This window comes from Mesosutterella porci (assembly GCF_022134585.1).
In the GTDB taxonomy this organism is placed as follows: domain Bacteria; phylum Pseudomonadota; class Gammaproteobacteria; order Burkholderiales; family Burkholderiaceae_F; genus Mesosutterella; species Mesosutterella porci.
Genome location: NZ_JAKNCT010000001.1, coordinates 190,997 through 209,037, shown reverse-complemented (window position 1 = coordinate 209,037; position 18,041 = coordinate 190,997). Strand labels below are relative to the sequence as shown.

The 18,041-nt window shown below is 62.8% G+C and carries 15 protein-coding genes, 1 pseudogene and 1 riboswitch; of the genes and pseudogenes, 10 read left to right on the top strand and 6 right to left on the bottom strand.

Annotated elements, in window-relative coordinates:
* Nucleotides 1–101: 101 nt before the first annotated feature.
* The gene (gene fumC, locus MAF45_RS00975; protein WP_237977685.1) at nt 102–1,517 is read right to left on the bottom strand and encodes a class II fumarate hydratase; all 1,416 of its coding nucleotides are present in this window, start codon (nt 1,515–1,517) and stop codon (nt 102–104) included.
* Between the two features lie 547 nt (nt 1,518–2,064).
* Between fumC and MAF45_RS00970 the strand changes: the two genes are divergently transcribed.
* The 5 genes from MAF45_RS00970 (at nt 2,065) to MAF45_RS00950 (ending at nt 8,955) form a co-directional block, all read left to right on the top strand.
* Nucleotides 2,065–3,030: an AEC family transporter gene (locus tag MAF45_RS00970; protein ID WP_237977684.1), complete on the top strand. Its 966-nt coding sequence runs from the start codon at nt 2,065–2,067 to the stop codon at nt 3,028–3,030.
* A gap of 624 nt (nt 3,031–3,654) precedes the next feature.
* Nucleotides 3,655–4,497, top strand: coding sequence for an anion permease (locus MAF45_RS00965; RefSeq protein ID WP_237977683.1), 843 nt, complete (start codon nt 3,655–3,657; stop codon nt 4,495–4,497).
* A 324-nt stretch (nt 4,498–4,821) separates the two neighbouring features.
* Nucleotides 4,822–6,012 (top strand): mandelate racemase/muconate lactonizing enzyme family protein, encoded by a 1,191-nt coding sequence (locus tag MAF45_RS00960; RefSeq protein ID WP_237977682.1) that lies wholly within the window; start codon nt 4,822–4,824, stop codon nt 6,010–6,012.
* A gap of 130 nt (nt 6,013–6,142) precedes the next feature.
* Nucleotides 6,143–7,540 carry a C4-dicarboxylate transporter DcuC gene (dcuC, locus tag MAF45_RS00955; protein WP_237977681.1) on the top strand — a complete coding sequence of 466 codons (1,398 nt, stop codon included), beginning with the start codon at nt 6,143–6,145 and terminating at the stop codon, nt 7,538–7,540.
* 77 nt (nt 7,541–7,617) lie between these two features.
* A complete protein-coding gene (locus tag MAF45_RS00950; RefSeq protein ID WP_237977680.1) occupies nt 7,618–8,955 on the top strand; it encodes an MmgE/PrpD family protein in 1,338 nt (445 codons plus the stop codon).
* A 119-nt stretch (nt 8,956–9,074) separates the two neighbouring features.
* Here the strand turns inward: MAF45_RS00950 and MAF45_RS00945 are convergent, their stop codons facing one another.
* Together MAF45_RS00945 and MAF45_RS11230 are read right to left on the bottom strand one after the other, a co-directional pair.
* Complete coding sequence (locus MAF45_RS00945) at nt 9,075–9,386, bottom strand: hypothetical protein (protein ID WP_237977679.1); 312 nt, start codon at nt 9,384–9,386, stop codon at nt 9,075–9,077.
* Nucleotides 9,380–9,505, bottom strand: coding sequence for a hypothetical protein (locus tag MAF45_RS11230; RefSeq protein ID WP_283206943.1), 126 nt, complete (start codon nt 9,503–9,505; stop codon nt 9,380–9,382). Before MAF45_RS11230 ends, MAF45_RS00945 begins: the two co-directional genes overlap by 7 nt.
* Nucleotides 9,506–9,654: 149 nt before the next feature.
* Here MAF45_RS11230 and MAF45_RS00940 point away from each other — a divergent pair.
* Nucleotides 9,655–10,111, top strand: a pseudogene (locus MAF45_RS00940) (IS1634 family transposase); the annotation flags it as partial.
* Nucleotides 10,112–10,154: 43 nt separating this feature from the next.
* Here MAF45_RS00940 and MAF45_RS00935 read toward each other — a convergent pair.
* Nucleotides 10,155–10,529, bottom strand: a complete 375-nt coding sequence (locus MAF45_RS00935; RefSeq protein ID WP_237977677.1) for a DUF488 domain-containing protein — start codon at nt 10,527–10,529, stop codon at nt 10,155–10,157.
* Between the two features lie 140 nt (nt 10,530–10,669).
* On the opposite strand from MAF45_RS00935, the gene MAF45_RS00930 reads away from it, so the two are divergent.
* On the top strand, nt 10,670–11,215 hold the full coding sequence (locus MAF45_RS00930) for a hypothetical protein (RefSeq protein ID WP_237977676.1): 546 nt from the start codon (nt 10,670–10,672) through the stop codon (nt 11,213–11,215).
* Between the two features lie 284 nt (nt 11,216–11,499).
* On the opposite strand, the gene MAF45_RS00925 is transcribed toward MAF45_RS00930, so the two are convergent.
* Both MAF45_RS00925 and MAF45_RS00920 read right to left on the bottom strand, forming a co-directional pair.
* Nucleotides 11,500–12,096: a FumA C-terminus/TtdB family hydratase beta subunit gene (locus MAF45_RS00925; protein ID WP_237977675.1), complete on the bottom strand. Its 597-nt coding sequence runs from the start codon at nt 12,094–12,096 to the stop codon at nt 11,500–11,502.
* Between the two features lie 3 nt (nt 12,097–12,099).
* Nucleotides 12,100–13,017, bottom strand: a complete 918-nt coding sequence (locus MAF45_RS00920; RefSeq protein WP_237977674.1) for a fumarate hydratase — start codon at nt 13,015–13,017, stop codon at nt 12,100–12,102.
* 331 nt (nt 13,018–13,348) lie between these two features.
* Between MAF45_RS00920 and MAF45_RS00915 the strand changes: the two genes are divergently transcribed.
* The 3 genes from MAF45_RS00915 (at nt 13,349) to MAF45_RS00905 (ending at nt 18,029) form a co-directional block, all read left to right on the top strand.
* Nucleotides 13,349–14,098: a FadR/GntR family transcriptional regulator gene (locus MAF45_RS00915; protein WP_237977673.1), complete on the top strand. Its 750-nt coding sequence runs from the start codon at nt 13,349–13,351 to the stop codon at nt 14,096–14,098.
* Nucleotides 14,099–14,112: 14 nt separating this feature from the next.
* Nucleotides 14,113–14,216, top strand: a riboswitch (TPP riboswitch).
* Between the two features lie 117 nt (nt 14,217–14,333).
* Nucleotides 14,334–16,163, top strand: coding sequence for a phosphomethylpyrimidine synthase ThiC (thiC, locus tag MAF45_RS00910; RefSeq protein WP_283206959.1), 1,830 nt, complete (start codon nt 14,334–14,336; stop codon nt 16,161–16,163).
* A 339-nt stretch (nt 16,164–16,502) separates the two neighbouring features.
* On the top strand, nt 16,503–18,029 hold the full coding sequence (locus MAF45_RS00905) for a UxaA family hydrolase (RefSeq protein ID WP_237977672.1): 1,527 nt from the start codon (nt 16,503–16,505) through the stop codon (nt 18,027–18,029).
* Nucleotides 18,030–18,041: the final 12 nt, after the last annotated feature.

The window sequence follows — 18,041 nt, the reverse complement described above, 5'->3', positions numbered from 1 at the left end:
GCGCGGCCGGCTGGGGCCGCTTCGCCGCGCATGGGCAAAAAAGAAAAGGCGCCGGAGCTTCCGCTCCGGCGCCTCTTTAATGACGCAGCTTCAGCAGGAGATTACTTCTTCTCGAGCGGGTGGGTCATGTTGGCCGGCACCACGGTCGCGTCGAATACTTCAGGCGTGCAGACCTTGAGCTCGAGGGCCGCCTCGCGTAGCGACAGATTGTGCACGTGGGCATAGTGGGCGACCTTCGCGGCGTTCTCGTAGCCGATCACGGGCGACAAAGCGGTGACCAGCATGAGGGAGCGCTTGAGGAAGTAGTCGATCTTCTCCTTGTTGGCGGTGATGCCGTCCACGCAGTGCGTGGCGAAGGAGACCTGGACGTCAGCGAGCAGACGGATGCTCTGCAGCAGGTTGTAGGCGATCACGGGCTTGAAGACGTTCAGCTCGAAGTTGCCCTGGCTCGCGGCGAATCCGATCGCGGCGTCGTTGCCCATCACCTGTACGGCCACCATCGTGACCGCCTCGCACTGCGTCGGGTTCACCTTGCCCGGCATGATGGAGGAGCCCGGTTCGTTGGCCGGAATGTTAAGTTCGCCCAGGCCGCAGCGCGGGCCGGAGGCGAGCCAGCGGATGTCGTTCGCGATCTTCATCAGGTCGGCGGCGAGGCCCTTGAGGGCGCCCTCGAGGAAGACCACCGCGTCGTGGGAGGTGAGGCCGTGGAACTTGTTCGGGTTGGAGACGAACTTGAGGCCGGTCGCCTTGGAGATTTCCGCGGCCACGAGCTTGTCAAAGCCCGCCGGGGCGTTGAGGCCCGTGCCGACCGCGGTGCCGCCGATCGGCAGCTCGCGGCAGGACTCGAGGGCCTTCAGAATCTGGGCCTTGCTGTGGTCGAGCATGGAGACATAGCCCGAGAACTCCTGGCCCAGCGTGAGCGGGGTGGCGTCCTGCAGGTGGGTGCGGCCGCACTTGATGATGTCCTTGAAGGCTTCGACGCGGGACTGCAGGGAGGCGCGCAGGCGGTCGATCGCCGGCACCAGCAGCTTCTCAACTTCGTAGACGGCCATGATGTGCAGGGCGGTCGGGAAGGTGTCGTTCGAGGACTGGCCGCGGTTCACGTGGTCGTTCGGGTGCACGAGCTTGTCCTTGCTCTCGGCGGCCTTGTTGCGGAAGTTCCCGCCCAGGATCTCGGTGGCGCGGTTGGCGATCACCTCGTTCATGTTCATGTTGGACTGCGTGCCCGAGCCGGTCTGCCAGATGGCGAGCGGGAAGTTGTCGGCGAGCTTGCCGGCGAGGACTTCGTCGCAGGCCTGGACGATTGCATTCTTGCGGCGCTCGTCGAGGTTGCCAAGCTCATTGTTCACAATGGCGCAGGAGCGCTTGAGATACATGAACGCCCGGGTGATTTCCGGCGGCATCTTTTCCGTGCCGATCTTGAAGTTCTCATACGAACGCTGGGTCTGAGCGGCCCAGTATTTCGAATTGTCGACCTTCACTTCACCCAGGGAGTCATGCTCAATGCGAAATTCCATGTCTTTCTCCTATTGAAAGAGCTTTACCTATCAGGAGGTAGTCGCAAGAAAAACGAAAAGTCCCGGCGATATCTAATCCTTTATGCCGAAGCGGACTAGCAATTTGGGATACGGCGTATTATGGCCGATTTGAGACAAAAATGAAATTTTTTTGTCTGAGGCTTGCTTAAGATCATAAAGTAAAGGCCGAGCCCGGAAGGCGGCCGGACATTCCGCCGGGAGGCTGTGGCGGGGCCTGCGGAGCCGGGTGCGGGCCGGGGTCCGGAGGGGCCTGAGACGGTTCCCGAAGGCCTGGCGGAGGCCCCGGTCATGAGCAGAAGTTCTATGTCTCTTAAGAGGTATCCGCAAGAGGGTGCAGAAGGCCGGGAACGGGGGAGCCGAAAGGAAGGGCGGGGCCCAGACAGTATAATTTTTAAACTCAAAGGAGGGGGTGCGGGCCGCCCGGAATCAGCCGAAAGGCGGAAGGCGGGGCGGCCCGCGCTCGAAAATAAAAACGGACTCCTTCCCCCTGTTTTGCGGGAAAGGGATAAGCCGATAAGAGGGAATTATGCTGGAAGCGTTTCTTCAGGCGGTGACGGCCGTCTTCATTCTTGGCTGCGTGGCGGGGATCGGCTACTATTCGGCCTCCCAGGGCTGGTACGACGAGTCGGGCAAGAAGCTCGTCTCCAAAATCGTCGGCCTCACCATCCCGTTCTACCTCTTTTCCACCATCACCTCGCGCTTTACTCACAGCGAGCTGCTCGATCTGCTGGGAATCACCGGGGTGCCGTTCCTCGCCTTCGCCGTCTACATCGCGGTCTCCGCCCTCATCTGCCGCCTGGGGCTCGTGCGCAAGGAGTGGCAGGGCACCTTCATCGCGCAGTTCTCGGGGGCGTCGCTTCTTTTCGTTGGCATTCCGGTGACCCTCGCGATGATCGGCGAGAAGGGCATCCCCTATCTCCTGGTCTATTTCATCCCGAACGTGATCTTCATCTGGACGATCGGCCTTTACTGCATCCAGCTCGACGGTGTCACGAAGCGCGGCGGCGCGCGTCCGAAGCTTTTCTCGGTCAAAAGCCTGAAGATGATTTTCACCAAGCCTCTCATCGGCTTCCTGCTGGGCGCCGCGGTCGTCCTGATCGGGCTCACGGTCCCGCGCCCGATCGCAGTCGCCACGAAGATGATCGGCCAGATATCCTCGCCGCTCGCCCTCGTGTTCATCGGCATCACGATCTACCAGATCGGCTTCAAGCGCTTTGCGCACCTGCCGCGCGAGGTCTGGCTCATCCTGCTCGGGATCAACGTGATCAAGCCCCTCATCATGTTTTTCCTCACGCAGGCCTTCGACATGGACACGCTCGCGCGCCAGATGATGGTGATCGCCTCCACCATGCCGGTGAGCCCCATGACAGGCGTCCTCGCGAAGCTGCACGACGGCCCGGCGGAGTTCGCCTCCGCCTCGGTCGGCACCTCGGTCTCGGCGCTTGTCTTCACGCTGCCGCTCATCATGATGGCGGTGAGCTTCATCCGGTAGCGGAGAGGCCCGGCCGGGCCCGTTTTTGAAGAAAAAGGGGAAGAGCCCTGCGCGGGCCTTCCCTTTTTTTTGGTGGTGCGCCCAGCAGCGCACGTGTGACCAGTGGTGAAAGTCCACCGTCCGCCCGATCGAGGGAAGGGCTAGCGACTCGGCAGAGTCAGGGAGGTAACAAACTGATGAAGGAAGCCGATAGCAAAACGTCAGCCTGACGAACAGGAACTGGATATGAGGCGACGACTCCGGGAGAGCAGGCCACATTCTGTTAACTCCATATCGATACGGAAGGAGCCGGCGTAGATCCAGCAGGCAGGACGCAAAGCGCACGTGTGAGACCTGGGGAGATCCTTGACGATGCCGCAGGGCTGCCGCGGTCGAGAGGCCAAGGAATATCGGCAAGAAAGTCAGCAGAGGCCGTAGTAGGCGGAAGCGCCGAAGGGCCGAATTCGAACTTGTAAGTAGAGCGTACATCTCTCCCGAACCCGGCGACAGCAGCTGTAAAAGTCGAACGATAGGAAGTAGATAGCCTCCGACGGCAATGGACGGAATCCGAAACCGAACGAGAGCGGCCAGATGGGTCGAAAGGGCGACGGGGCCAGTGCACTGGACGAACACAGGAGGTAACCAGTGATAACGCTGGAAGAAGTCCTATCACCCGAAAACATGCGCGAAGCATGCCGCAGGGTGATGGCAAACAAGGGAGCCGCGGGGGTCGAGCTCACCTGGACCGAGTGGGCGCTCGCGGCCATCGTGCCGGGGCTCGTGTGCCTGTTTCTTGTGTCGATTGTGCTCCTTAAGATCGCGCCGCCGGAGTTAAAGGAGATTCCCGACGCCCCGATGCTCGCAGCCCAGGAGCTCCCCCGGATGGGCCCGATGAGCACCGACGAGAAGGTGCTCGTCTTTGTGTTTGTGATGTGCCTCGTGCTCTGGGCGGCGGGCAGCCTCACCCACCTCGGGGCCACCCCGATCGCGATGCTCGCCGTCTCGATCATGCTCATCGCGAAGGTGCTCTCCTGGAAGGACGTCCTCTCGGAAAAGGGCGCCTGGGACGCCATGTTCTGGATGGGCGGGCTCATGTCGCTCGCCACGGCGCTGTCGAAGTCAGGCTTCATCAAGTGGGCGGCCGCGCTCATCGCGGGCGGCGTCTCCTCGGCGCATATGGGCTGGCTCGCCTCCTTCGTGGCGATCTCCCTCATCTACATCTATTCCCACTACTGCTTCGCCTCCGTCACGGCCCGAATCTCGGCCATGTACGCGGCCTTCGTCGCGGTGACGGTCGCCTTCGGCATTTTCGCGAACCTTCCGATATCCCTCACCCACTACGGCAACGGCGCCGCGCCGGTCTACTTCGGTGCAGGCTACGTGAGCCAGGGCGAGTGGTGGAGAAACGGCTTCATCATCTGCACGATCAACACCGTGGTGTGGTTCACGATCGGCATGGCCTGGTGGAAGCTGATCGGGCTGTACTGAGAGCGCGGGCCGCTTCCGGGCAGGCCCGTCCCCAGTGGAGCGGGGGCCTGACGCCGAGGGGGCGGAGGGCCCCTTTCTTTTTTTGCGTCGGACGCAAAAGATGATTGCGGGAAACGCTCTCTTTTGCGTATTGATTAATACTTTGGAAGTACATTAAGATTCCCCCTGCCAAATTGCTCCGTACAAAGGGCAGGGTCGGGCGGCTGCCCGGCGGGTACGGGCTGGATAAGCCCCGCTCACCGCGCGTCCGCCCAGGCAGAGCAGGTCCTGTGAAGTCAGGACCGTCAGCTTTTTAACTATCTGAACTCATTTCAGGGGAAAAGCATGAAGATTACGAGTGTCGACATCATTGATGTCAAGAATCCGCTGCAGTCCGCCGTCTCCAAGTGGCGCCCGGTAGTGGTCCGCATCAACACCGACGAGGGGATTTCCGGTTTTGGCGAAGTGGGCCTCGCCTACGGTGTGGGCGCTTCCGCCGGCTTCGGGATGGCCAAGGATTTCGCTCGCCTTCTGATCGGCCTCGACCCCATGAGGACCGAGTTCATCTGGGATAAGCTCCAGAAGAAGACCTTCTGGGGCCAGGGCGGCGGCACGGTGGTGTCCGCCGGCATGTCCGCGATCGACGTGGCCCTCTGGGATATCAAGGGCAAGGCGCTCGGCGTTCCCTGCTATCAGCTGCTGGGCGGCAAGTGCCGCGACGAGCTGCGCACCTACGCCTCCCAGCTGCAGTTCGGCTGGGGCAACGCTGAGAAGAAGGACATCCTCATCACCCCCGAGCAGTACGCGAAGGCCGCAGAGAAGGCGCTCGAGCAGGGCTACGACTGCATCAAGGTCGACGTGAACGAGATCGACACCGAGGGCTACGCCAAGCGCCGCAACCTCTACGGCTGCTTCGCTCAGCGTGACCTGATGGTGGGCTACAACCGCCTGAAGGCGATCCGCGAGGCTGTGGGCGACCAGATCGACATCATCGTCGAGGCTCACGCCCTCACCGACACGACCTCGGCCATCGAGTTCGGCCACATGATCGAGGAGTTCCGGATCTCCGCCTACGAAGAGCCGGTGATGAGCCTCAACCCGATGCAGCTCAAGCAGGTCCACGACAACGTGAACATCCCGATCGCCGCAGGCGAGCGCGTGTTCACCCGCTGGGGCTATCGTCCGTTCTTCGAGAACCACATCATCGACCTGATTCAGCCCGACCTCGGCACCTGCGGCGGCTTCTCCGAAGCGAAGAAGATCTGCGACATGGGCCACATCTACGACACGACCTGCCAGATCCACGTCTGCGGCGGCCCCATCATGACTGCGGCCTCGCTGCAGCTTGAGTGCGCAATCCCGAACTTCGCCATCCACGAGCTGCACCGCTACGCGCTGCTCGACGGCAACCGCCGCACCTGCAAGTATGACTACCTGCCGGTGAACGGCCGCTACAAGATCCCGGAGCTGCCCGGCATCGGCCAGGAACTCACCGGCGAGTGCATCGCCGAATCTCCGAAGGAAACTGTGAAGTAAGCGGCAGGGCTCGTAAGGGGAGGGACTTTTCAACCGGCTGCCCGCCCCTTACGATAAGAAGCCGGCCGGAGCGCTTGCGGGAAAAAATCCGGGGATCCGAGCCGGCCCATAAACATTTAAGGGAGTCAAAATGATTGGTCTCATTATCGCGATCGTGCTGACCGTGATCGCGGGCTACCTGATCGGGAAGAAGGCCTACGCGGCCGCCGTCCTGCTCGTGGCCGGCGTCATCATGCTCGCTATCGCCGTCGCCTTCGGCATCGGGCCCGGACTCGGGCTCAAGAAGAGCACCGGATCGTCGTTCTTCGACATCTTCCTCGTGGTCGAGAACGTCATGTCCACGACCCTCGCGAAACTCGGTCTTTCCATTATGTGCATGGCGGGTTTTGCGAAGTACATGGACCGCGTCCACGCTGGCCGCGCCCTTTACGACGTGGTGGGTGGCCCCCTGAAGTACGTGAAGTCGCCCTACGTCCTCGCAGGCTTCGGCCTCATCGTGACCCAGATCGTCGGCATGGCCATTCCCTCGGCCGCCGGTCTCGCGCTCATGATGATGGTGACCCTCTACCCGGTGATGATCCGCGCCGGCGTGCCGAAGATGACCGCCGTTTGCACGATTGCCGCGAGCCGCTTCTTCGACCTGGGGCCTGGCTCCGCGAACTGCCTGCTCACGGCGAAGACCGCCAACATCGAGTGGGCTGACTACTTCATCAACTGGCAGATGGTGATCTATCCCTTCATGCTGATCACGATGCTCGTGTCGATGTACTTCGCCCAGCGTTACTGGGATAAGAAGGAAGGCGTCGAGCCGCTCACGGCCGAAGAGATGGCCTCGCTCGAAATGGACGAGAAGAAAGCGGCTGCCGAGGCGAAGATCCCCAAGATCTATGCTTTGCTGCCGGTTCTGCCGCTGTTCATCCTGCTCTTGTTCAACCCGGTCGTGCTCGGCCGCTACGGCATCAAGATCAAAGTGGGTGTGCCGACTGCCATCGTGCTCTCGGTCATGGTCGCCATGCTCTTTGACCTGATCCGCACCCGCAAGGTTTTTGACGTGATGAACGGTCTGAAGGACTTCTTCAAGGGCATGGGCGGAGCGCTCTCCGTGGTGGTCTCGCTCATTATCGCCGGCCAGGTGTTCGGCAAGGGCTTGATCGCGATCGGTGCCGTGAAGACCCTGATCGACGGTGCCCAGGCCGTGGGCCTCGGCGCGATCCCGATGGTTCTCGCAATGTGCCTTGTGATTCTGGTGATCTCCTTCCTGATGGGCTCGGGCAACGCGCCGTTCTTCTCCTTCGCCCCGCTCATTCCGGATATCGCGACCCAGTGGGGCATCCACACCGCGACTTTCCTGCTGCCGCTGCAGACGATGACCGGCCTCGGGCGCACAATGTCCCCGGTGACCGGCGCCATTGTGGCCGTGGCCGGCATGGCGAACGTCTCTCCGTTCCGCATCGTGAAACGCAACGCGGTGCCGCTGCTCGCCACGACGGTGGTCTGCCTGCTTGTCACCTTCATCCTGATGTTCTGATGGTCTGACAAGACTCAAGGGGCCCTCGCCGAGGGTCCCTTTTTTTATCTCTTTTCAAATTATTCAGGTGCTGCGATATGGAAGAACCGATTCAAAAGGGACTGGCCGATTTCACGGCCGGCTGCGATTTTGAGAAAATCCCGAAGAAGTTTGTGGATGATGCGAAGCTGCGCGTTCTCGACTGGTTCGGTTGCGCGCTGGCCGGAGCCCATTATCCGCAGATGAAAATCGCCGGGGCCTACATGCGGCAGGCCGGGGGCCGGCCCGAGGCGACTGCGCTCTCGATCGTCGAGAAGCTGCCGGTGCGCTCCGCGGCGTTTCTGAACGGCATCGCGGGCCACGTCTGCGAGCTCGACGACGGGCACCGCACGGCGATCGGCCACCCGGGCTCCATCACGCTGCCCGTGGCGCTCGCCCTGGCCGAGGCGAACGGGAAGACCGGGCGCGAGTTCCTCCGCTCTGTGATCGTGGGCTACGACATGTTCGCGAGGCTCGGCCGCACGGTGAACCCCACCCACTACCGCACCTGGCACACGACGGGCACCTGCGGCACGATCGCAGCGGCCGCGACCGCGGCAAACCTGCTCGGGCTCACCCCTGAACAGGCGAACAACGCGATCGGCATTGCCTGCACCATGGCGGGGGGACTCGTCGAGTCCTTCGGCACGCACGCGAAGGCGATCAACATCGCGCAGGCCTGCCAGTCGGGCGTTGACGCGGCGATGCTTGCGCTGCGCGGCCTCACGGGCTCGCACAGCGCGCTGCTGGGCAAGAAGGGCTTTGTGGCTGCGACCTGCACGGACCCCCACATCGAGAACCTGAAGAACCCGTCCGAGGAGAGCCTCGTCTCCGACACGGCCTTCTTCAAGGTCTACGCTTCCTGCGGCCACACGAACTCGCCGCTTGACTGCCTCTTCGCGATCATGAAGGAGCACCCGATCGACCGCAGCCAGATCGAGAAGATCTCGGTGAAGACCTACAAGGTCTCGGTTGACGTCGCCGGCGCGATGAAGACCGAGTCCGAGGACGCAGCTAAGTTCTCGATCCCCTACTGCTTCGCCATCTCGCTCAAGTACAGGACGGTGGGCCTGCCGCAGTTCTCCGAAAGCGTCCGCACCGACCCGGAGATACTCGACCTCGCGCGCCGCGTCGAGGTGACCGAGGATCCGGAGGCGACGAAGCTCTTCCCAAGGCGCGTGGCCGAGGTGACGATCACCTTCAAGGACGGCAGCACCGTCTCCCACAAGGTCTGGAACTCGAACGACCAGGCCGATCCCTCCGTGATCGTCGCGAAGTTCAGGAACGCCGCTGCGATGCTGGGCGAAGAGGGGTGCGAAGAGGTGATCTCCTATGCCCGGAACATTGAAAACGCGCCCGATGTCGGAGTGTTGCTGAAGTACATGCGGCGCGTCTGAGGCCCGAATCGCTGCGGGGCTTTTCTCAAAAAAGCCCTTTCCCCCGTCCGGCGTCCCTCCCTGCGGATTCGCAGCAGGAGCCCTCCGGGCGGGGAATTTCTTTTGCTTTTTTCTTTTTTCTAGAGCGGGAAGTCCGGGTGCCGTCCGTAGAGGGCGAGCAGCGTGCGGATGAAGCTCGACACCATTGCCCGGCGGTCGCCGCGGTGCGTGCAGAGCACGCAGGAGATCGTCTCCTCGCACTCAAACGGCACCCAGGCGAACATCCCCGAGTGGTCGTGCAGAAAGCCGGGCGAGAGAACGGCCCCCGTGCCGGAGGCGACGTAGGTGAGCGACATGTCGTGGCTCTGGCTCGTGAAGTAGCGGCAGCCCGAGGCCTTCGTCACGCGGCTCTGCATGGCCCGCATCGGTGCGGGCGAGGGGCCGCTCACCATGAGGGTCTGGTCCGCGAGGTCCGGGCGGAGGCGGTTTTCTTCGCGGCGAGCGCCGAGTCCTTCGGGCAGACGAGGTAGATGCGGCTCTGGAAAAGCGGGTGCAGGGCGATCTCCGGCACGGCCTTCACATCCTGAAAGTTCTACAACAGGCACACGTTCGGTTGATTTCGGCTGAGTAGACCGCAGAAAGGGCATGTTTTCTGCGTTTTTTTCTTGACTTATTTAGTGTTACCTATATGCAATATAGATAACATTGTTGGAGCCAGCCATGTCTCGCACCTATACCGGAAAAATCCATGTCGGCCAGCGCCGCGTAACCCGCGCCAATGGGGATGTCTACGTCTACGAGCGGCCACACGCAGTACGACCGGGAGACGCAGGAGACCGTCACGTTGAAAAACAAGCTTTTGGGCAAACTAGACCCTGAGACGGGCGAAATTGTTCCGACAAGGCCTAAAAGCAAGTCTAAGAAGGAGTCTTCCGCCTTCATCGAGCACGCCTGCCTGGCTGACATCCTGGACCTTGTCGCAAGGGAAACCGGGATCGACAAGGGGCTGGAAAGCGCCTTCGGGACGGCCGCGGCTCAGAAGATCGCCACCATCGCCCGTTACCTGATCGCCACGGACGGCGCGGCGATCCCCCGCATGGAGGCCTGGCAGGTCGGCCACCCGACGCCCTACGAGGAAGGCCTGGGCGAAAGCGCCTGCAACGGGCTCTTCGGCCGGGCGGTGTAAAGAGGCAGGGAAAAGCGCGGCGAGTCTTTCCCGGTCAGGCCGCGCCCGAGAGCTTTTCCTCAAGCCAGGCCTTGAGCACCTGGATGTGGTTTTCCTTCTTGCGCGTCGCGAACAGAAGGATGACGTCCTCGGTTTCAAGCTTTTCCCGGCACCAGGAGGCGAACTCTGAGGCCTTCGGGTTAGCGCGAAGCTCCTCGAGGTAGCGTTCGCTGAAGTCCTTGAACTCTTCGGGGTGGCTGTGGTACCAGATGCGAAGGGCGCTCGAAGGCGTCGCATCCTTCGCCCAGAGGTCGAGCGCGGCCGCTTCCTTTTTGACCCCTCGGGGCCAGAGCCGGTCGACGAGGACCCGGCAGCCCGGGAGCCGCTCGGAGTCGTAAATGCGCTGCATAAGAATCTGGTGTGAAGCCATGGGCCGCCTCCTCCTTGGATGTGCAGTAAAACTTTTTTGAAAAGCCGCAGGAATCATAGTCCTGAAAAGCGAGGGGCGGCCTTCGCCTATGCGATCGCCGCCGCGGTGCTTGCCGCCGCGTTCTGGACCCTGGCAGGCCTTTGCTCCGTGCGTGCGGCCGAGGCTCCGGCGTCCCTGCCTCTTCGGGTGGGCGTGATCCACTTGAGCGGCGTGAACCCCAACATGAGCTTTTCGCGCAGATCCGCCGTCGGCTCGAAGGAAAGCTTCCCTTTCCGGTCTCCTTCCGGGAGTACTACGAGGAGGACCTGAAGCGGGCGGTCCGGGACCGGAAGGTGGACCTCGTGCTGGTGACTTCGGGCTTCTACCGCCAGAACCTGGAGCTCGGGCTCAAGGACCTCGCGACTTCGGCGAGCCTCTCCGACCCCGATCCGAACCGGGGCATGGGGGCGGTGCTCATTGCCCTCAAGGACCGGGGGGATTTTTTCTCACGCATCCGAACCATTCATCCCGGCCGAATGAGGCTCATTCCGGCCTCCGAATGCCCGGAGCCGAGGCTCCAGGCTTCCCCCAGTTCTCTGCTGCCAGAGGGGTGGGTCTTCTTTCTCCAAGCAACGCCCCCGCGGCTCCCCGCCCAAAACGAATTTTTTTGCGTTTTGGTCTGTGGATATTCAGGGAAAAGAATTTAATTATCTGTAATTTCTTCGTTTCGCATTCAAAATGCGATATCTTGCGACAAAATTAGGGGTTCTCTTTGGGACTGGAGCCTTTGGTGATTCCCGGCGGGGAAAGTGCAGGCACTGCGCTTCCGGCCGGGCCCTGAGGCGAGCTTCGGGAGCCTTCGGAAGGAAGGCGGCGGGACTCTGAGGACAAAAAAACGGCCCGGATTCACGGGTTGAATCCGGACCGCTTCAGGGTCTCTCCCAAAAAGCCTTCGCGGACGAATGGCTTTTTAAGGGGGAGGCGCTTTTTTTTACTTCAGCTTGGCGAGGATCTCTTCCTCAACCTTCTGCTCGTGCTCGTGAATCTCGTCGTAGCGGCTCTTGCCGTAGGAGTCCATGGTGACGAGGAACGGGCCGAAGTGCTTCGCCTGCAGCGGCCACATGGCCTCGGGCATGCCGTGCTCGAACCAGTGCGGGGCCTTGGAGCCGACGATGCCGGCCGCGAGAACCACGGCGCAGCCCGGGCAGGCCTGGACGTAGACCTGCTTGTACTTCTGCAGGGCCGCGCGCGTGCCGGGGCCCATGCCGCCCTTGCCGATCAGAATCTTCACGCCCTGGGCGCCCACGAAGTCGGCGTGGGGCTCCATGCGGATCGAGGTCGTTGGTCCGATCACGGAGAGGTGCCAGTTGCCCTGGGCGTCCTTCTTCATGACGGGGCCGGCGTGGAAGATCGCACCGCCGCGCAGGTCCTCGGGGAAGGGTTTGCCCTCTTCGGCGAGCTCGCGCAGCTTCAGGTGCGCGATGTCGCGGGCCGTGCAGACCTGGCCGTTCAGGTAAATGATGTCGCCGACATGGAGCTTTTCGATTGTGGCGTCGTCGACCGGAAGCGTCAGTTCATAAGTAGCCATCTCTTATTCTCCAGCCTGGAACAGTTCTTCAGTGTGGCCGTCCGGATAGAAGCGGATGCCGAAGCGGCGTGCGACCCAGCAGTGGAAGTTGATCACCACCGGGCAAATGGCCGTGTGGGTGCAGGCCCAGCCGATCTTCACGGCAAGAGCCGTTGTGTCGCCGCCGATGCCCGCCGGGCCGTTGCCCAGCTTGTTGATGTCGGCAAGCAGCTCCTGCTCGAGCTCGTCAAAGAGCGGATCAGGGTTGTGGTCGAGCCAGTTGCGGGTGGAGATCGCCTCGCGCGAGAGTTTCGCGGCGACGTCCATCTGGCCGCCCAGCCCAATGCCCAGCGAGAAGGGCGGGCAGGGATAGCCGCGGGCGCCCATGTAGCCGTTGTTGCCGACCACGGTGTCGAGCACGAGCTTCTTGAGTCCCGAGTAGTTCTTCCCGAGAGTCGCCGGGGTGAGGATCTTCGCCACGTTCGGCAGCTCCGCGCCGCAGCCCTTCGCGCTCACCACGATCTCGCAGTAGGGGAGGTCCTTCTCATAGCGCAGTTCGTAGTTCGGCACGCCCCGGCCCGAGGAGTCGCCCGGGTTGAAGCGGGTGAGCGGATGCACGATCGAGGGGCGGATGTAGCCCTGCTTGGTCGCGTCGATCACGGCCTGGGTGATGTTGCCCATCAGGTTGGTCAGGTTCGGCTGCACGGCCTCGCCCCAGCGGATCCACACCGAGGGGAATCCCGGCGACTGGCACACCGGCTTGTCCTTCTGTCCGGCGAGCTCGACGTTCTTCAGCATGGTCTCGAGGAAAGTCTTCGCTTCGGGATTGGTTTCCTTCGCCGCGCTTTTCTTCATCAGGCTCAGGCAGTCGGGCGAGACGGTCGTGCACATTTTGTGCAGGAGGTCGAAAACCTGGGAGTAGGGTAATTCAAGGACACTCATGTCGTCCTCACTAGTTTTAGGGTTGTTCTGGATTCGGCGGGAACGGGACCTCAAAAGAAGCCGCCAGCGCCCGCTGACACCTGTTCATTCTACGAAGATGGGTCCGTCGAAAGTAGAGGCCTAAAACCCTTGAGCGCCTTTCATTTCAAAAACCTTCATTTTCAGTTTCTGAAACTGCCGCAGAGTTCCTTCGGCGGGCGGTCATCCGCTCGATTCAACGGTATACCAGTATACTACAAAGAGATGAGGCTATCTCCTTCAGACGTAATAAACTAATTAAATTCATTTGATCCGCGGTCATTTCGAATTCAACTTGAAAAAAAGGAAGGACATGCAGACGAAAGCCCAGGTGCATCTCGATCGTGATTCCACGCCGCTGTTTCGCCAGACGGCGGAAATACTGCGCGAGCGCATCCTTTCCGGGGAGTACCCCCCGGAGTCCATCCTGCCCTCCGAGCGCGAGCTCTCCGAGTCGCTCGGCGTGAGCCGCGTGCCGGTTCGCGAGGCGATCAAGGCCCTGGAATACGTGGGCATCGTCAAGCAGGAGCGGGGCCGGGGCGTCGTCGTGCAGAGGGCTGATCCCGGGGCCGTCTTCTCAAAGATCGGGCCTTTCCTCGCTCCGCTTTCGGTCGAGTCGATTCTCGACCTCTTCGACCTGCGGATTCTGATTGAAAGCTATTCAGCAGGGCTTGCCGCGCGCCGCGCGACCGAAGCGGATGTGCGGGAGCTGCGGGGGTACGTGGAGGCCTCGAATGCCGCAGACATCGATGTTGATGCGCGCGAAAGCGCCTGGGCGCAGTTTCACCGCAAGGTGATCGCCATCGGCGGCAACCGGATGATCCAGATCGTGAACAGCTTCTTCGCAGAGGTTCAGCGCTATTCCTTCCACCTCACGCTCTCCACCGAGGCACGCCGCCGCGAGTCGATCGCCTTCCACGGCCGCATTTGCGAGGCGATCGCCGCCCACGACGAGGAGCGCGCCGCAAGCCTCATGCGCGAGCATCTCGAGGGGGCGAAGGCCGAGCTCGTCCGCGAGCAGAAGGCCCGCGGCTGGAAGGACAGCCGCGAAAGCCTAAAATAACGCGCAGAACACGAAAGAGGCGTTCGGGGTACCGGGAGGCTGCAGAAGCCTTCGGTTGAGAAAAACCCGCGAACCTGATGCGGCCAATACCGCCGAAGGAAAACGCCCCGGGCGCGCAGGGCAACACCTGCCCCCTGCATTGCAGGCTTCCGCCGGGATTTCCTTCGAAAAGCAGACACGCATGAAAAGGAGACCCGCCATGACTGACAAGATCGAAATCCATCCCGAAGGGCGCATGGAGCCTCGCCCCGACGACAGGCTGCTTCAGGGGCTGGGGCCCCTGCCAGGCAGCCGCCGCATCTATGTCCGCGGCACCCGACCCGACATTCTCGTGCCCATGAGGGCGGTCGACCAGGATCAGACGCAGCTGCCTGACGGGCGCGTCGAAGTGAACCCCCCGGTGTTCCTCTACGACACGTCGGGCGACTTCGGGGACCCGGAGAAAAAGGTGGACATCGCGCGGGGACTTCCGGCGCTGCGCGAGCCCTGGATTGAGGAGCGCGGGGACACGGAGACGACCTCCGCGCCTGCCAGCCGATTCGGGCGCGAACGCGAGGCGGATGACTCGGCAGCACCCCTGCGTTTTAATCGCACGAGGCCCATCCGCCGGGCCCGCGAAGGCTGCAGCGTCACGCAGCTCCACTATGCGAAGGCTGGCATTGTGACTCCGGAAATGGAGTTTGCCGCAGTTCGCGAGAACATGAACCGCCGGGCCTACGAGGAAAGCCTCAAAAAGCTTCCGCCGGAAGAGCGCCGGCTTCTTCTCGCTCAGCACCCGGGCCGTTCCTTCGAGGCGGAGATTTCCCCCGAGGTGACCGGCGAATTCGTGCGGCGCGAAATCGCGGCCGGGCGCGCGGTGCTTCCCGCCAACATCAACCACCCGGAGTCCGAGCCGATGCTGATCGGCCGCAGCTTCCTCACGAAGATCAATGCGAACATCGGCACATCCGCAGTTTCTTCCGGCATTGCAGGCGAGGTCTCCAAGATGCTCTGGTCGGTCCGCTGGGGAGCCGACACGGTGATGGACCTCTCCACCGGGCGGCACATCCACGAGACGCGCGAGTGGATCCTGAGAAACAGCCCTGTGCCGATCGGGACGGTGCCGCTCTACCAGGCGCTCGAAAAGGTGAAGGGCGTTGCCTCCGACCTCTCCTGGGAGGTGTACCGCGACACCCTCATCGAGCAGGCCGAGCAGGGCGTGGACTACTTCACGATCCACGCCGGCCTGAGGCTCGAGCACATCCCGCTCACCCTCCCGAGGCTCACCGGCATCGTCTCGCGCGGAGGCTCCATCATGGCGGGCTGGTGCATCGCGCACCGCGAGGAGAATTTCCTCTACAGCCACTTCGAAGAGATCTGCGAGATCCTTCGCCGTTACGACATTGCGGTGAGCCTGGGCGACGGGCTGCGCCCGGGCTCCATCTACGACGCGTGCGACAAGGCGCAGAAGGCGGAGCTGCGGACGCTGGGCGAACTCGCGCGGATAGCGCGCTCCCGCGACGTCCAGGTGCTGATTGAGGGGCCGGGTCACATTCCGATGCAGCGCGTGATGGAAAACGTCGAGGACGAGCTTGCCGCCTGCGACGAAGCCCCCTTTTACACGCTCGGGCCCCTCACGATGGACTGCGCGCCGGGCTACGACCACATCACGAGCGCGATCGGGGCGGCGGTGATCGGCTGGCGGGGCACGGCGATGCTCTGCTACGTCACCCCCAAGGAGCATCTGGGGCTGCCCGACCGGGAGGACGTCCGCGAGGGGATCGTGGCCTACAAGATTGCGGCCCATGCGGCCGACCTCGCCAAGGGGTTGCCCGGAGCGCAGATCCGCGACAACGCGATGAGCAAGGCGCGGTTCGAATTCCGCTGGCTCGACCAGTTCCACCTGGGGTTCGACCCCGAGAAGGCGCTTGCCATGCACGACGAGACGCTGCCGAAGGAGAGCATGAAAAAGGCGCACTTCTGCTCCATGTGCGGCCCGAAGTTCTGCTCGATGCGAATCAGCGAAGAGGTGAGGCAGTGGGCCCTGAAGGAGGGACTGGCGGGACAGGCCCCTTCCGGGCGCTGAAAAAAAAGCCTCGTTGGCTCTAGGACTCCGCGCTTTAAGACCGCGGGGACGGGCCGCCCGCGACCGGCCCCCGCGCACAGCCTCATGCTGAGCGCGAAGCTCGCCCGGGCACGGCAAAGCCACGGGCGCTGAGGCCTGCCTCAAAGAACAAGGTCTCGCGGAAGCGGCAGGAGCCCGGGCTCAGGAGCGCCCTTTTCCCGCCGGAAGAACGGCAGAAGCAGGAAAAAGAAAGGGAGATTCGAAAGGAGTTTGTTTTGGGTGCGCCGGAGGCCCCTGAGCTATGATGGCTGAAGTCTGCTTATAAATTTCCCGAAACGACAAAAAGAAGGGGAGGATCCTATGGGCGCAACCGGCATTCGGATCAGCGCGCGCGACAACGTGGCGACGCTGCTTTCTGACGGCAGGAAGGGAGAGGAGCTCGAAGTGCGGGGGGCGGATCCGGTCCGGCTTCTCGAAGACGTGCCGTTCGGCCACAAGGCCTCGCTTGTCCGGATCGCAAAGGGCGAACCCGTGCTGAAGTACGGCGAAGAGATTGGGCGCGCCGCCGCGAACATCGAGCCCGGCGCCTGGGTCCACGTGCAGAACCTGGAGAGCGAACGCGGTCGCGGCGATCGGGCTGCGGCAGCCTGTGAGAAGCGTCCGGGCGAACCTTTGCCGGAGACATTCTTTCCCGACCGGGCAGCCCTTGAGCCGCCTCTTTTTGACGCTCGGGGGCTTACTTTCCAGGGCTATCCGAGATCCGACGGGACGGCGGGTACCCGGAACTTCGTGGGAGTTCTGGCCGCCGTGGCCTGCGTGAACGACGTCGTGCTTCGCGCCGCCTCGCCCCACGCCGCCCTGTTCACGCACCAGCAGGGCTGCTCGCAGACCGCCCCTGACGTGCGGCAGGTTGAACGCGTTCTCGTGAACCTCGGGCGCAGTCCGAACCTTGGAGCCGTCGTGCTGGTGAGCCTCGGCTGCGAGAGCGTCCGCTCGGAGTGGGTCGCGGACGAGATCCTCCGCAGCGGCCGCCCGGTCGAGCTTGTCGTGCTGCAGAAAGAAGGGGGGCTCGAATCTTCGGTTGAAAAGATCCGTGGGGCGGTCACGAGGCTCTGGGAGAAAATTGAGGCGAAGCCCGTTCCGGTTCCAATTGCAAAGCTTCGCGTGGGGCTCAAGTGCGGCTCCTCGGACACGACCCAGGGGCTTTCGGCCAATCCGGCGATCGGACGTGTCGTGGACACGCTCGTCGCCGCAGGCGCTCGGGTCGTGATCGGCGAGACCACGGAATTCATGGGGGCGGAGCACATTGCGGCTCGCAGGGCTGCCAATCCTCAGGTGGCCCGCTCGATTTTCGAGGCGGTTGCCGCCATGGAGGCGAGGGCTCGCGCGATGGGAGTCGACATGCGCGGCGGTCAGCCCACCCGCGGCAACATCGCGGGCGGCCTCACGACGATCGAGGAGAAGTCCCTGGGGGCCCTGGCAAAGGCGGGTAGCGCCGTCTTCCAGGCCGTTGTCCCCTACGGGGCGGTCTCCGAGGCCCCGGGGCTCACGATGATGGATGCGCCGGGGCGCGAGCCCGAGATGCTCACGGGTCTTGCGGCGGCCGGCTGCAGCGCGATCCTCTTTGCCACCGGCCGCGGAGCGCCGCAGGGCTTTCCCTTCGTTCCGGTCGTCAAGGTGACGGGCAACGCACGGACCTGGAGCCTGATGCGCGAGCACATGGACTGCTCGGTCGCGGGCGTGATCGACGGGGCAGAGCCGCTTGAAGAGGCCGCGCGGCGCGTATTTGACGCGCTGATGCGGACCTGCAGGGGCGAGCCTACCGCGGCCGAACGCTGCGGCTACGTGAACTCGATGAACATTTGGACCACGGGTCCGACGATTTAGCAGTGAGGCTTA

What these genes read in the sequence shown, in the direction of transcription:
- fumC (WP_237977685.1), bottom strand. Translation starts at nt 1,517, where the DNA reads ATGGAATTTCGCATTGAGCATGACTCCCTGGGTGAAGTGAAGGTCGAC.
- MAF45_RS00970 (WP_237977684.1), top strand. Translation starts at nt 2,065, where the DNA reads ATGCTGGAAGCGTTTCTTCAGGCGGTGACGGCCGTCTTCATTCTTGGC.
- MAF45_RS00960 (WP_237977682.1), top strand. Translation starts at nt 4,822, where the DNA reads ATGAAGATTACGAGTGTCGACATCATTGATGTCAAGAATCCGCTGCAG.
- dcuC (WP_237977681.1), top strand. Translation starts at nt 6,143, where the DNA reads ATGATTGGTCTCATTATCGCGATCGTGCTGACCGTGATCGCGGGCTAC.
- MAF45_RS00950 (WP_237977680.1), top strand. Translation starts at nt 7,618, where the DNA reads ATGGAAGAACCGATTCAAAAGGGACTGGCCGATTTCACGGCCGGCTGC.
- MAF45_RS00945 (WP_237977679.1), bottom strand. Translation starts at nt 9,386, where the DNA reads ATGGTGAGCGGCCCCTCGCCCGCACCGATGCGGGCCATGCAGAGCCGC.
- MAF45_RS00935 (WP_237977677.1), bottom strand. Translation starts at nt 10,529, where the DNA reads ATGGCTTCACACCAGATTCTTATGCAGCGCATTTACGACTCCGAGCGG.
- MAF45_RS00925 (WP_237977675.1), bottom strand. Translation starts at nt 12,096, where the DNA reads ATGGCTACTTATGAACTGACGCTTCCGGTCGACGACGCCACAATCGAA.
- MAF45_RS00920 (WP_237977674.1), bottom strand. Translation starts at nt 13,017, where the DNA reads ATGAGTGTCCTTGAATTACCCTACTCCCAGGTTTTCGACCTCCTGCAC.
- MAF45_RS00915 (WP_237977673.1), top strand. Translation starts at nt 13,349, where the DNA reads ATGCAGACGAAAGCCCAGGTGCATCTCGATCGTGATTCCACGCCGCTG.
- thiC (WP_283206959.1), top strand. Translation starts at nt 14,334, where the DNA reads ATGGAGCCTCGCCCCGACGACAGGCTGCTTCAGGGGCTGGGGCCCCTG.
- MAF45_RS00905 (WP_237977672.1), top strand. Translation starts at nt 16,503, where the DNA reads ATGGGCGCAACCGGCATTCGGATCAGCGCGCGCGACAACGTGGCGACG.